General features: G+C 71.1%; 9 protein-coding genes. 6 read left to right on the top strand and 3 right to left on the bottom strand.

What is annotated here, in order from left to right; all coding sequences use genetic code 11:
- Positions 1 to 264: 264 nt before the first annotated feature.
- Positions 265 to 948: a DUF6518 family protein gene (locus tag ACTWQN_RS08590; RefSeq protein ID WP_443202805.1), complete on the bottom strand. Its 684-nt coding sequence runs from the start codon at positions 946 to 948 to the stop codon at positions 265 to 267.
- A 165-nt stretch (positions 949 to 1,113) separates the two neighbouring features.
- Here ACTWQN_RS08590 and ACTWQN_RS08585 point away from each other — a divergent pair, with 165 nt between their 5' ends.
- On the top strand, positions 1,114 to 2,052 hold the full coding sequence (locus ACTWQN_RS08585) for an SURF1 family cytochrome oxidase biogenesis protein (RefSeq protein ID WP_443202804.1): 939 nt from the start codon (positions 1,114 to 1,116) through the stop codon (positions 2,050 to 2,052).
- An 86-nt stretch (positions 2,053 to 2,138) separates the two neighbouring features.
- Here the strand turns inward: ACTWQN_RS08585 and ACTWQN_RS08580 are convergent, their stop codons facing one another.
- Entirely contained in the window at positions 2,139 to 3,086 is a 948-nt protein-coding gene (locus ACTWQN_RS08580; RefSeq protein WP_443202803.1) for a cobalamin biosynthesis protein, read from the bottom strand.
- A 227-nt stretch (positions 3,087 to 3,313) separates the two neighbouring features.
- On the opposite strand from ACTWQN_RS08580, the gene ACTWQN_RS08575 reads away from it, so the two are divergent.
- From ACTWQN_RS08575 to ACTWQN_RS08565, 3 genes are read left to right on the top strand one after another with little or no spacing between them, the layout of a single operon-like run.
- On the top strand, positions 3,314 to 4,978 hold the full coding sequence (locus tag ACTWQN_RS08575; protein WP_443202802.1) for a TIGR02677 family protein: 1,665 nt from the start codon (positions 3,314 to 3,316) through the stop codon (positions 4,976 to 4,978).
- A complete protein-coding gene (locus ACTWQN_RS08570; RefSeq protein ID WP_443202801.1) occupies positions 4,975 to 6,183 on the top strand; it encodes a TIGR02678 family protein in 1,209 nt (402 codons plus the stop codon). Before ACTWQN_RS08575 ends, ACTWQN_RS08570 begins: the two co-directional genes overlap by 4 nt.
- Positions 6,180 to 10,283 (top strand): TIGR02680 family protein, encoded by a 4,104-nt coding sequence (locus tag ACTWQN_RS08565; RefSeq protein ID WP_443202800.1) that lies wholly within the window; start codon positions 6,180 to 6,182, stop codon positions 10,281 to 10,283. The genes ACTWQN_RS08570 and ACTWQN_RS08565 overlap by 4 nt, the downstream gene beginning before the upstream one ends.
- Before the next feature lie 136 nt (positions 10,284 to 10,419).
- On the opposite strand, the gene ACTWQN_RS08560 is transcribed toward ACTWQN_RS08565, so the two are convergent.
- On the bottom strand, positions 10,420 to 10,908 hold the full coding sequence (locus ACTWQN_RS08560) for a GNAT family N-acetyltransferase (RefSeq protein WP_443202799.1): 489 nt from the start codon (positions 10,906 to 10,908) through the stop codon (positions 10,420 to 10,422).
- 90 nt (positions 10,909 to 10,998) lie between these two features.
- Between ACTWQN_RS08560 and ACTWQN_RS08555 the strand changes: the two genes are divergently transcribed.
- A complete protein-coding gene (locus ACTWQN_RS08555; protein WP_443202798.1) occupies positions 10,999 to 11,559 on the top strand; it encodes a VOC family protein in 561 nt (186 codons plus the stop codon).
- An 864-nt stretch (positions 11,560 to 12,423) separates the two neighbouring features.
- Positions 12,424 to 13,638: a CaiB/BaiF CoA transferase family protein gene (locus ACTWQN_RS08550; RefSeq protein ID WP_443202797.1), complete on the top strand. Its 1,215-nt coding sequence runs from the start codon at positions 12,424 to 12,426 to the stop codon at positions 13,636 to 13,638.
- Positions 13,639 to 13,677: the final 39 nt, after the last annotated feature.

Raw genomic sequence — 13,677 nt, 5'->3', positions numbered from 1 at the left:
CTCTGGGAGGCCTGCCTCGACGTGGTGTATCGGCATACATGATGTCGGGGACCCCGGACCGAGATCGCCCGGGGTGCGGGGTGTCCCCGCACAGACACTGCCTGAGTGCCTGTCTTTGAAGTGGTCGTGTCGGGCCGTCCGCCTCGGGCGAGGTGGGCGATTTCGCGCTAAATCGCCGTCTCCCACGCGGGGCGGGTGGCGATTTCGCGCGAAATCGCCAGGTCTGCCACCCGCACCGCCACGCGAACCAACCCCCGCGCCCTCTCAGCTGTGCATGAACAGCCATGTGACGCCGAGGTAGCCCACCAGCACCAGGCCCATCACCGGGATCGTCATCAGCAGGCCGAAGATCCGGTCCTTGATCGAGCGACCGAGGACGAGAGGAAGCACCACACCGATCGCGATCGCGGACCAACCCGCCACCGGGCCGGGTCCGGAGTTCGAGTTGGCGTCCGTCGCCAACCACAGTGCCCAGCAGCCTTCCATGATCAGCACACCGCCGAGCAGCCCGAGCCCAGCGACCCGCGGCAGGGTGCGCGGGTGCCGCCGGGCGGACCCGGCCGCCGCGTAAACCGGACCGGCGATCACGCCCGCCAGGACCCAGATCAGGGTCGAGGACGCCGAAACCGCGAAACCGCTCGCGAACGCGGTCCCGTAGTAGCCCAGGACCATCCCGGCCTCGGTCAACGCACCCGCGCCAGCGGCCAGCCAGTGGCGGCCGGGGATGCACACGCCTACGACGAAGGCGAGCACCACCCACGGCGTTGCCGAGTTGACCAGCATGAACCAGCCGCCGGAACCGCTGAGCACCCGTTGCCCCAGCATGGTCAGCGCGCCGCCCACCAGCCCGACACCGGCGCCGATCGCCAACGCCTGCCAGATCCGAATCGACGTGTCAGATTTCAGCGCCCGCGTGCCCACCGGCTCCGCGTCCAAAGCGTTCCCCACACCTTTCGAAAGTAGCGAAACCGTCGGGCGGTTCAGCGCCCTCCTGATCACGATTGCGCATTCTCGCCACGGCACGTCCCGGCCGCCGAAAGCGGGCTGACCTGCCACGATCGCCGAGAGTGAGCCCAAAACCGCAGGTCAGGACAGCTGAGCTACGGTGGGGTCGTGCGTCTGAAGTTCTTGCTACGCCCCGGTTGGCTCGGCCTGATCGGGCTCGTCGTGGTGTTCTCCTCGCTGTGCTTCACGTTGCTGGCCCCCTGGCAGTTCGGCCGCAACGACGAGGCGCAGGCGCGCAACAACGCGATCAGCGAATCGTTCCACGCGACACCGAAACCGCTGGCCGAGGTGCTGCCCGCTGGACAGGCGCCGGACCAGCGGACCGAGTGGACGAAGGTCCTGCTGCACGGGCAGTACCTGCCGAACGGCGAAACGCTTGCCTGGCAGCGCACCGTGCAGGGCGAACCCGCCTTCGAGGTGCTCACCCCGTTCCGGCTCGACGACGGCACGACCGTGCTGGTCGACCGGGGCTACATCCGCCCGGTCAACGGCACCCAGGCGCCGGACTTCGCAGCGACACCGACCGGTGATGTCACGCTCACCGCCCGCGTCCGAGTCGACGAGCATGACAGCAAGCAGCGACCGCTGTTCGACCACGACGGGCACCGGTGGGCCTACGCGGTGAACGCGCAGGCCGTCAGCGACGGCATCGGAATCCCGCTGCGGCCGGGCTACTTCATGCTCGCCGAGGGACAGCCGGGTGTGCTGGACGCCCTACCGCTGCCACAGCTGGAGTCCGGGCCGTACTTCTCGTACGCGCTGCAGTGGATCACCTTCGGCATCATGGCGATCCTCGCGATCGGCTACCTGGTCTACTCGGAGCTGCGCCCCGAATCCCGTCCGCCTTGGCTCGACGCGACCGCCGAGGACGACGAGTCCGACACCCCCGCCGAAGACGGCGCCCCGACGCCGACCGGCGGGCGGGGCAAGGGCGGTCGCCGCCGGAGGATGTCGGTGGCCGAGGCGATCGCCGCGGACGAACGCCGCGAAGCAGCGGAACGCGCTGGAGCCCCGACCCACGAGAACGAGCCAACCCGCCAAGGCTGACCCCGTCGGAGCTCGCCACCACGGGCCAGATACCCGATATCACCGGCAAGTTCGCCACGGCCAGCACTGCTCGGCGAACCGTTCGGTCAGGGTTTGCGGCGCAGGCCGCGGGCCAGGGCCGCACCCGCCGTGAGGACCCCGGTGAGCGTGCCGATCACCCGCGAGAGCTCGACGCTGCGGGTGACGTCCCCCGCGTCCGCCGTGCGCCCCTCGCCCAGCACCGGGCGCTGCTCCACGACCTCGCCGTACACCGTCCGCCCGCCCAACCGGATCTGCAGGGCACCGGCGAACGCCGCCTCGATCTGCCCGGCGTTGGGGCTCGGGTGCGCCGAGGCGTCCTGCCGCCAGGTGCGCCACGCACCGCTGGCCGAGCCGCCGACCACCGGCGCGCAGGCAGCGGTGAGCACGGCGGCGAACCGGGACGGCAGCAGGTTCAGCACGTCGTCCAACCGCGCGGCGGCCCAACCGAAATTGCGGTAGCGCGGCGAGCGGTGGCCGACCATGGCATCGAGGGTGTTGGCCGCGCGGTAGCCGATCAGGCCGGGGATTCCGGCGATCGCGCCCCACACCAACGGCGCCACCACCGCATCGGAGGTGTTCTCGGCGACCGATTCGACCGTCGCCCGCGCCAGGCCTTGGCCATCGAGCACCGCCGAGTCCCGGCCGCACAGGTTGCGCAACCGCACCCGAGCCGCGTCGATCTCCCCGGCGTCGAGCATCCGGGCCATCGCCGTGCCCTCGTCCGCCAGCGACGAGCCGCCGAGCACCACCCAGGTGACCAGCCCGGTGGCTGCGGCCTCCAGCACCGGGCTGCGCTGCGACAACCGCTGCGCGAGCACCCCGAGGCCGACCGTGCCGCCGACCAGCAGGCCGGTGTAGGCGACTCCGGCGAGCCGTTGGTCCCGGTGCAGCAGCCGCTCGGCGGCCTGCGCTGCCTTGCCGAAGATCGCGACCGGATGCCCGCGCTTCGGGTCGCCGATCGCCGCGTCCGCGGCCACCCCGAGTAGCAGTCCGACCGCCCGTCCCGCGCTCACCGGTGCCGTTCCTCCTGATCGACCTGCATTCCCCGAGCCGCTGCCCGGAACACGAGGAGCATGGCACCAACCGCGTTCCCGGGTCCCGAGTTCCGGCAACATCGCGCGGGCACGGGTGTCCCGCACCTCGCGAAGTTGCCCGAAACGCTACCGCTGGGACTGGTGGGACCGGCCACCGCATGCCAGGTGACCGGCCGTGTCGGCCGGACCGGATATCGTGGCGGACCGTGACGGCCCCGGACCACGATGCCGATGTGCTGCGCGCGGGCGTCGCGGGAACCTCCGCGACGGACGTTGCGAGCGCACAGGCTCCCGAGCAGACCCGCGACGGCGGGCAGCGCCTGCAGCTGTTCGCATACCTGCAGGCGCCCGAGCACCGCACCTACCTGGCGATCATGCGGCTGTTCACCGCGACGCTGCTGGCGGACCTGTCCGCCGGTGAGGTGGGCGCGGCGCTGGCCGCGGCCGAGCGGGACGGCCGGGTGGCACCCGGTGAGTCCGATGTGGACACCGTGATCGACCGGCTCAAGCAGCTGGTCAAGTGGGGCAACCTGGTGGTGGGCCGCCGCGAGACCATCGCGTCGAGCATCGCGGAGTTCCAGCACGGCAGCGTGCGCTACCAGGTCAGCAAGCTCGCGGTCCGGGTGCAGCGGGACGTCGACGCGCTGCTGCGGGTTCCGGAGGGCGCCCGCGAGGTGTCGCGCGAACTGCTGCCCGCCATCGACCGCGGGCTGTCCCGGATCGGCGCGGCGCTTTCCGATGCCCTGACCGCCGAACAGCGCGAGCCGCGGACGAAATCCGCCCGGCAGGCGGTCGAACGGCTCGCCGAGCAGGTCACCACGGTGTTCCTGCAGCACGCCGAGTTGGCCGCCACGGTCCGCGACTTCTACGCCTACCTGGGGCAGGTGGTGACCCGGCACCAGTTGGCGCCCGATGAGATCTCCGGGTTCCGCAACCTGCTGGTGGAGTACATCCAGATGGTCGTCGAGGACGTGCTGCGGCACACCGAGACGATCGCCGGTTCGCTGGCCGGGCTGGCCGGGGTGCGCACCGAACTGCTCCGGCTGCTCGGCCCGGCCGATCAGCTGGGCACCGATGTGGAGCGCGCACGGGGCCGCACGGCCGCCGACTGGCAGGAGCTGACCGACTGGTTCGTCGACTCGCCGGGTCGACCGAGCCAGGTGGCCGCGCTGCGCGAGGCCACCGCCCGCGCGATCGGCTCGCTGCTGGCCAGCGTCAAGCGCGCCACTTCCGGCGGTGGGCTGGTGCCGGGTCGGCGCGGCGAGCTGCTGAAGTTGGCGAAGTGGTTCGACGGCGCCGACGAAACCACCGCCCACCAGATCTATTCGGCCGCGTTCGGCCTGCACTCGGCGCGGCACCTGCTGCCCGCGCCGGACTACGACAGCGACAACGACAAGGTGCCGTGGCGCGATGGACCGGTGCTCGACGTGACGGTGAGCGTGCGCAGCCGGGGCGACCGCGGGGCGCGCGGCCGGACCTCCCGGGTGCTCGACGACCCGATGACCGAGGAAACCCTGTTGGCGCAGGCACGGCAGGCCGACGAGCGGCGCAGCGCGGCGGTCGCGGAACTCGCCGCGGCGAGTTCGCGGCTGGCGGAGCGGTCGCTGTCCACCGATGCGCTCGGGGTGCTGTGCGAGCTGCTGACGCTGGCGATGGCGCAGCGCGAAGGTTCCGAGGATCCCGGCACTGCGCTCGATCCGGTGCACCGGCTGCGGGTCACGGTCCGCCCCGAACCAGGTCGGGAAACCCGGATCTCCAGCACCTCGGGCACCCTGACGCTGCGCGACGCGGTCCTGGAGGTCTCCGGCGACGGCGCCATCCCGGAAACCGCCCCGGAAAACCCGGAGCCGGTTCGGGGAGCCGCCCGATGATCGCGACTTTCGACGAACTCCCGGACATCGACGCGGCCAACGCGGTCCGCTGCGCGCGGGTGCTGCTGCGCCGACCGCTGCTGCGCTCTGGTGGCCCGGACGGTGAACTGCTGCCGATGATCTACCGGCAGCGCGTCGTGCTCCAGGAGTTGTTCGCCACGCTGCTGGGCTACCGGCTGGTGGTGGAGCGCCGGTTCGCCCGGTTGTACAAGGCCGGGCCGGGGGTGGATGCGACGCGCGGCGAGGCATCGCTGTCGCCGCGCGGCTACACCTATCTGGCGCTGACGCTGGCCGCGCTGACCGGCATCGGCCGCCAGGTGCTGCTGTCCAGGCTGGTCAGCGATGTCCGCTCGGCCGCGGTGGAAGCGGAGATCCAGGTGGTCGACGATCCGGCGGATCGCCGGGCGCTGACCGCCGCGCTGCGGCAGCTGGTGGCGCTCGGGGTGATCACCGAGACCGAGGGCTCGGTGACCGCGGAATCCACCGCCGAGGCGCTGATCACCATCGACACCGATCTGCTGGGGCAGCTCATCGCCGCGCCGCTGGCCGAGGCCAACAGTCCCGAGCAGCTGGTCGACCTGGCCTCCGCCGCCGGGCCCAGGGACCTGGCGCACTCGGTGCGGCGGCGGCTCGTGGAGAACCCGGTCGTGCTCTACAGCGACCTCTCGGCCGAGCACGCGAACTGGCTGCGCGAGCACGTGAGGAACGAATCCCGTTTGCTGGAGCGGTTTTTCGGGCTGGTCAGCGAGTGCCGCGCGGAAGGTGTGGTGGTCTGCGATCCGGAGGACTACCTCACCGACCTCGTCTTCCCCGGTCCCGGCACGGTCGCCCGCATCGCGCTGCTGGCGCTGCCGGAACTGCTCGGCCGCGCGGCGCCGGACTCATCGGGCAAGCACCCGGTGAGCTGGCCGGACTTCACCGACGTGTGCCAGGACCTGGTCGACTCCTATCCCGCCGCGTGGTCCCGGCAGGCCACCGAGGACCACCAGGACCTGGTGCGCTCGGTCGTCGCGCTGCTGCGCCGACTCGGCCTGCTGCAAGACTCCCCCGACTCCGACGCCGGTTGGCTGCTCAGCCCGGCGGCGCACCGCTGGCTGCCGCAGCCGGACGCCACCCCGGCGGCAGGCCGGGAACCGGAACCCCCCGCCCCGGAATCTCCGGGCTGGTCGCTGTTCGACGAGATGGCAGAGGAAGGTCAGCAGTGAGCGCAGACGGCGCGGAATCGGTACCCGCGGCCAACCGGTGGCGGCTGCACCGCGGCGGGATCGTCAACATCTGGCAGTACGCCGAAACCACCTTCGACCTGGCTGGCGGTCGGGCGATCTTCCAGGGCACCAACGGTTCCGGCAAGTCCCGCACCCTGGAGCTGCTGCTGCCGCTGTGCCTGGACGGCGACCTGCGGCAGTTGGGTTCCAAGGGCTTCGACACGGTCAGCATCCGGCGGTTGATGCTCGACGAGTACCCCGGCGGGCCGAACCGGATCGGCTACGCCTGGATCGAGCTCCGCCGGGAAACCCCGGACGGCGACGAGGAATTCCTCACCTGCGGCATCGGGGTGAAGGCGTCGAAGACCTCGCAGTCGATCAGCGATTCGTGGCGGTTCATCACCGGCCGTCGGGTCGGCATCAACCTCTACCTGGTCGGCGCGGACCGGGTTCCGCTGGGTTCGGCGCAGCTGCGCGAGCTGCTCGGCGCCGACTGCGTGCTCGACGAGCAGTCCTTCCGCGCGAAGGTCGCCGCCACGGTTTACGGCATGCCCGCCGCCCGCTACGGCGACCTGCTGCACCTGCAGCGCACCCTGCGCAACCCCGATGTCGGCCTGAAAGTCCTGGAAGGACAGCTGGAGCAGATCCTCTCGGACGCGCTGCCGCCGCTGGATCCCGGGTTGATCGAACGGCTGGCCACCTCGTTCGACGACCTGGAGTCGATCCGGGAGAACATCGTCCGGTTGACCGGCGCGGACAAGGCGCTCACCGCTTTCCTGGCCACCTATTCCGGATACGCGTTCGGCGCGCTGCGCGACCGCGCCGAGGCGATGCGCAGCGCGCGGCAGAGACTGCGGGCATTGCGCGAGGAGCTGACCGGTCTGGGCGAGCAGGTGACCGGCAAGCAGCACGATCGCGAAACCGCGCAGCACGCGATCGCCGCGCTGGAACAGCGCGAAGGCGAGCTGGAATCCAGCATCGACGCGTTGCGCTCCCACCCCGCCTATTCCGAGCTGCAGAACCTGCGCGACCGCGAGCGGCTGGTCGAAAGCGCCCGCACCGCAGCGGTTTCGGCGCTGGACACGGCCAACAAGCACCGCGCGCAGGAGCATCGGTCCGCCGAATCCGTGGTGGGCATGCTGCGCCGGTTGACCGGCGACACCGAGGCCGCCGCGGCGGCCGCGGCGCGCGCGACGCGGCAACTGTCCGCTGCGGGCCTGGACGGCTCCCTGGTGCCGCGACCACCCGCGATCCCGGCCGCCGAGGTGCGCACCGAGCAGGCTCAGGTGCGCACCGCACCGGAGTCCGACGCCGAGCCGCTGCCCGTGCAGCGCTACGCCGCGCCGCAACTGGACACCGATGTGGTGGCCGCCGAATTCCAAGCGGTGGTGGGAAGTTCCGCACAGCTCGAAGCGGTCGTCCGACAGCGTTCCGCACTGACCCTCGCGCTGCACCAGCAGGCCTTGGAGCTGGACGGGGAGCAGGACGAGGTCGCCGAACTGCAGCGGTTGGCCCGGCAGGCGCAGCTGACCGCGACCGAGGCGGCCGGGCGGCGCAACCAGGCCCAGCAGGAGCTTTCCGACGCGGCCGCGGTGTGGGTGGAGCGCGCCCAGAAGTGGCGCGTCGAATGGCCCTCCACTGTGGACGATCCGCGCCCCGAACCACCGTTGGCCGAAGAGCTCGCCGCGGACCGGTCGGCGACCAGGCAGGCCCGGGACCAGGTACGTCGCTGGGCCAGGCCCCAGCTGCACGCGGCCCGTCAGCAGGTATCCGGATGCGAGCAGGAGATCGCCGAACTGCGCGCGGACGCCCAGACCCGCGAACGCGAACTCACCGAACTGCGCGCCGGAGGTGAACGGACCCCAGCCCGCCCCGGCTGGGCCGACGCAGCACGGGATGCCGCCCAGGGCCGGGCTTTCCACGAACTGGTCGACTTCCAGCCGTCGCTGAGCGAACCCGACCGGGCCGGGCTGGAAGCAGCGTTGCAGTCCAGCGGGTTGCTCAACGCATGGGTCACCGCCGACGGCGCGGTGCCCGGCCTCGCCGACCTGCTCGCCGCACCGGCCGAACACCGCTCCGGCGGCACATTGGCCGAGCTGCTTTCCCCGGCCACCGACGCCGACTGCCCGGTGCCGCCGGAGCGGGTTGCCGCGCTGCTGGCCTCGGTGCCGATCGATGGCGGCGCTGGACTTTCGGTTTCGGTGACCGGTTCCTGGCAGGCCGGGGTGCTCTCCGGCTCGTGGCGCAAGGAAACGGCGGAGTACGTCGGCGCGGGCGCCCGCGACGCGGCCCGCGCACGGCGCATCGCGGAGCTGGAGGAAGACCTGGCGCGGCTGCGCGCCGAGATCGGCGACGCCGAGCGTCGGCACCGCGAGGTGAGCGAGCACGCCGCCGCGCTGGAACAGCACCTTGAGTCGTATCCGGACGACAGCGACCTGCTGACCGCGCACGCCAAGCTGACCACCGCGATCGAGGCCGCGGCGGACGCCGAGCAGCGGGCCGTGCAGGTGCGCGAACAGCACGAGAATGCCGATCAGCGCTGGCAGGCGTCGCAGGGCGAGCTGGTTCGCTCGGCAGGGGAAGCAGACCTGCCCGCCGACACCCACGCGCTCGACGCCGCCCACCGAGCCGCCGCCGACGCCCGCGCCGCGATCGACGCGCTGCGCGAGGCGATCGAATCGCGCTGCCTGCCGACCCTTTCCGACCTGCGGGACCTCTCGCTGCACCACGACGCGGCGGTGGCCGACCGGATGGAGGCCGAATCACAGGCCGAGCAGCGCTGCGCCGAGTACGCGGAGCAGGCCACCGGGCTCGCGGAGCTCACCTCCGCCGTCGGCGGCGAGGCGCAGCAGATCGCCGACAAGGTCGGCGCGTTCGAGCGGGAGCGCGCACAGCTGCGCCAGCGGCTGCCGCAGGCGCGGGAGAAGATCAGCTCGCTGCGCGAGTCCGCGGCGCGGCTGGAAACCCAGTTGGAGCACAAGCAATCCCAGCTCGCGGGCCGGGAGCACGACGCGGCTGCCGCGACCGACGCGTTCCGGCAGGCGCTTCGCATCCCCGGTCTGTGGTCGGCGGCGGACGTCGCCGAGACCACGCCAGCGGACCTGGACGAAGCGGCGAGCGTGCTCGCCGAGGCGGATCGCCGGGGCTCGGCGGAGGCCACGGTGCTCAACCGGCTGCAAAGCCTGCAGCACTCGCTGAGCGGCAACTACGACATCACCGCCGCCGACCAGCACGGCCTGCTCACCGTGACCGTCACCGGGGAGGAGGGCCCGCAGCCGGTGGCCGACGCCGCCCGCCGGGTCGGCGAGCGGCTGGGCGAACAGCGCGGCTACCTCAACGAGCGCTACCAGTCGATCTTCGCCGACTACCTGATCCGGGACCTCGCCGAACGGCTGCGCGGTCAGGTCGGCATCGCCGAGGACCTGTGCAACCGGATGAACGAGGTGCTCGACGGCGCCAGGTCCAGCCAAGGCGTGCACGTCCAGCTGGAGTGGCAGCCCTCGGCGGCGTTGGGCGAGGACATCAAGCAGGCCATCGACTTGGTGCGCACCCCCTTCGCCAACCGCAGCGACGACCAGGATGCGTTGCTGCGGCGGGTGTTCACCGATCTCATCGAGTCCGAACGGGACAGCGCCTCCGGCGGGTACGCGGAAATCCTGGCGCGGGCGCTGGACTACCGGTCGTGGTTCGCCTTCACGGTGCGGGTTCGCGACACCGGGCCGGGCGGCAAGCCGCGCGTGCGGCGGCTGCGGCAGCTGTCCTCCGGCGAGACTCGGCTGATCTCCTACGTGACGCTCTTCGCGGCCGCGGCGGCGTTCTACGACGCCGTCAGCGTCGCCTCCGACGGGCGCGGCCCGCTGCGGCTGGTGCTGCTGGACGAGGCGTTCGAGCGGCTGGACGACCCGACGATCGCGCGGATGCTCGGCCTGCTGGTGGACCTGGACATGGACTGGTTGATCACCTGGCCCAGCGGCTGGGGCGTGTCGCCGAAGATCCCGAAGATGCACATCTACGACGTGCTGCGCCCCCGCAGTGGCCACGGCATCGCCTGCACCCACACCACCTGGGACGGCACCGGCCTGGCCCGCACCGACGCTTAAAACGGTGCGTAGCGGAACCTCGGAGGCCTTGGCGGCGCAAGCCGCGAGAGCGGATGGACGCGGCTGACACCACTTGTCTGACGACCACCTGTGGTCACACCCAATCGGCGGACCTTCCCAAGGAAACCGTCCGGGATCAGAACAGCTGGTACATGACGTGCAGGCCGACGTAGCCGTGGGTCGGGTGGTGGAACGCCTGCGGGAGGGTCGCGACGATCTCCATGCCCAGCGAGCGCCACAGCGCGACGGCTCGGGTGTTGGTCTCGACGACCGCGTTGAACTGCATCGCGCGGAAGCCGTCGGCGCGCGCCCGGTCCAGCACATGACGTCCCAGCGCTCGGCCCGCACCCCGGCCGGAGTGCCGTGGCGCGACCATGAAGCTGGCGGTCGCGACGTGCGCGGCCGGACCTTCGTGGTTCGGGCCGGACACCGCGGTGCCGACCACCGCGCCGCGGTCGTCGACGGCCACGAACGTGCGGCCCGGCAGCGCCGGGAACCACCGCTGCCTCGCGCGCTGTTCGTCGATGTCGCGGTCCCAGGAGAACGTCTCACCCGCCACCGCGATGTCGTGCATGAACGGCCAGATCGCCGCCCAGTCGGCGGGGTTTGCGTCGCGAATCCGCATGGACAGCGAGCTTGCGCGATCGACCGGCGGATCGCCACCGGTTATCGCCGAAGCACTGCGCAGCAGTGGGAATGGCCGTAACTTCTCGGCATGGCTTCGATCGTTGTGGAGTTCTCGGCGCGGGAACCGGAACGGCTGGCCCGGTGGTGGGCCGACGTGCTCGGCTGGCACGTCGACACGCACGCCGGGATCGCGGTCCGGCCGTCCGGCGCTGGCGTGCCGCTGCGGTTCGTCGCCAGCGCGCGGGCCAAGAGCCGCAAGAACGGCGTGCACCTGGACTTGCGCAGCGAGTCGCACGACGACCAGAACAAGATCGTGGAGCGGTTGTTCAACGCCGGTGCCCGGTTCGCCGACATCGACCAGAGCAGCGAGGTCCCGTGGGTGGTGATGGCCGACATCGAGGGCAACGAGCTGTGCGTGCTCGAACCTCGGACGGTTTACGCCGAGACCGGACCGGTCGCCGCGGTCGTCATCGACACCCCGGACCCGCGCTCGGACGCCCGCGCCCTGGCGACGGCCACCGGCATGGAGCTCACCGGTGACCGTTGCGAATTCGCCTCGCTGCGACCGCCCTCCGGTGAAGGCCCCTACGTGGAGTTCCTGGAGAACGAGTCCGGTCCGGAGGGCATGCTGCGCGTCCTCGCCGAGTGAGGCGCGGTCCCCCGCTCGTTCTGCTCCGCGCGGCGGGCAGCCTGTCTTCGAAGCTGTGTCGGGCCGACCGCCTCAGGTGAGGTGGGCGATTTCGCGCGAAATCGCCGTTCCCCATGCGGGGCGGGGGGCGATTTCGCGCGAAATCGCCAGGTTCGCCACCCGCACCGCCACGCAAAACGAGCTCGAACACCGGCGCTGAGGTTGCGCGGATAGGCGTGCTTGGTGTTGGGGCTCGCGAGTGGTTGTTCCGGCAAGAACCGGGAGAGCACCCGCTGCCGAACCCAACTGGTCCACAGTGGATCGTGCATCGGGCCACTGCGGTTCGCGCAGCCGCAACTGCTCCAGGCCGACCTTCGCGCCCAAGTGCCGCAAGCAGGCCTACCGGGCCACCTCCGGGTCGCGCCGCCGAGCCGCCGCATTGGTGATCGCTTCAAGTTCGGCCAGGGCGTGCCGACTGCACCCCTCCACGCCGAGTGAGTACCCGCCACGAAACGACCACCACAAACCCGCCCTTCCCACCCCCGACCAAAAAGAACCCACAAATCAACCACATCGTGGAAAGTTATCCTCAACCTGAACACGCCAACCCGAGGCGATCCGCCCCTCACTCACCGAGCACCTGCCCACCAACTCGATCCGCCCACGACTGCGACTGAGCGCCCCGATTCACCGTTCAGGCGAAGGGTGAAGGGCACCTTTTACCAACTTAGTTGGCGAAAGGTGCCCTTCACCTCTCCTCCAGCCCGACGAGGGTGCGGTGGGGGCGTGGTTGAGCGGCGGGTTGTGGTTCTTTGCTGATCGGGTTTGGGGGGAGCTATGCTTACCACATAGGGGTTTGGCTACCACATAGTGGCAAGGAGTGGGATGGGTATGCAAGGGCCGTTGTCCGGGATTCGGGTGCTCGAACTGGGCAACTACATCGCCGCGCCCACGACCGGCCGACTGCTCGCCGACTTCGGCGCTGAAGTGATCAAGGTCGAACGCCCCGGAACCGGCGACGAGCTGCGAAAATGGCGTCTCTTCCGGGGCGAGACCTCGATGCTGTGGCGCACCATGAACCGGAACAAGAAGTGCATCACCCTCGACCTGCGCAGCGACGAAGGCCGGGCCATCGCACTCGACCTGGCCCGGCAGTCCGACGTGGTGATCGAGAACTTCCGGCCCGGCACCCTGGAGAAGTGGGGCCTCGGTCCGGAGCAGCTCACCCAGGCCCGGCCCGACCTGGTGCTGGTGCGCGTCTCGGCCTACGGGCAGACCGGCCCGTACCGGGACCGGCCCGGCTTCGGCGCCGTCGCCGAAGCCCTCGGCGGCCTGCGGCTGCTCACCGGTGACCCCGACCGCCCACCGGCCCGCGTCGGCATCAGCCTCGGCGACACGGTGGCCGGGCTGTACGCGACCATCGGCGTCCTGATGAGCCTGCTGCGCCGCGAGCAGGGCAAGCACGAGCCCGGCAAGATCGTCGACGTCGCGCTGTACGAGGCCGTGTTCAGCATGATGGAGTCGCTGCTGCCCGACTACGAGGCCTACGGCGTGCTGCGGGAACGCACCGGCGGCCGGATGGAGGGCCTGGCACCCTCCAACACCTATCGATGCCGGGACGACAAGTGGGTGGTGATCGCGGGCAACGGCGACGCGATCTTCCGCCGCCTGATGACCGTGCTCGACCGCACCGACCTGCGCGACGACCCGGAACTGGCCACCAACCCCGGCCGGTGGCAGCGGCGCGACGAACTGGACGCCGCGATCAGCGCCTGGACCGGCGATCGCGGGATCGACGAGGTGCTCGGCCTGCTCGACGAGGCGGGGGTGCCCGCCGGTCCGATCTACGACGCGGCCGACATCAGCAAGGATCCGCACTTCCTGGCTCGCGGCATGCTGCAGCGCCGCGAGGTGCGCGACGGCGAGGAGAACTTCGGACCGGTCGCGTTCCCCGGCGTGGTCCCTCGGCTCGACAGCGAGCCAGCGGAGATCCGCTGGCTCGGTCCCGAACTCGGCGAGCACAACGACGAGGTGCTGGGCGAACTGCTCGGGCTCGACGAGCAGGCTCGGCGCGAACTGCGCGGGAAGCAGGTGATCTGACGCGGCAGGACGTCCGATGTGGACGATCCCGTGGCGCCG

The organism is Saccharopolyspora antiqui, assembly GCF_052246905.1.
Classification (GTDB): Bacteria; Actinomycetota; Actinomycetes; order Mycobacteriales; family Pseudonocardiaceae; genus Saccharopolyspora.
Note: the sequence above shows the minus strand (reverse complement) of the source record. Positions and strands in the feature narration are given on the sequence as shown.

Excerpts from the sequence above, each read along its gene's own strand:
- ACTWQN_RS08570 (WP_443202801.1), top strand. The coding sequence starts at position 4,975 with ATGATCGCGACTTTCGACGAACTCCCGGACATCGACGCGGCCAACGCG.
- ACTWQN_RS08560 (WP_443202799.1), bottom strand. The coding sequence starts at position 10,908 with ATGCGGATTCGCGACGCAAACCCCGCCGACTGGGCGGCGATCTGGCCG.
- ACTWQN_RS08555 (WP_443202798.1), top strand. The coding sequence starts at position 10,999 with ATGGCTTCGATCGTTGTGGAGTTCTCGGCGCGGGAACCGGAACGGCTG.
- ACTWQN_RS08550 (WP_443202797.1), top strand. The coding sequence starts at position 12,424 with ATGGGTATGCAAGGGCCGTTGTCCGGGATTCGGGTGCTCGAACTGGGC.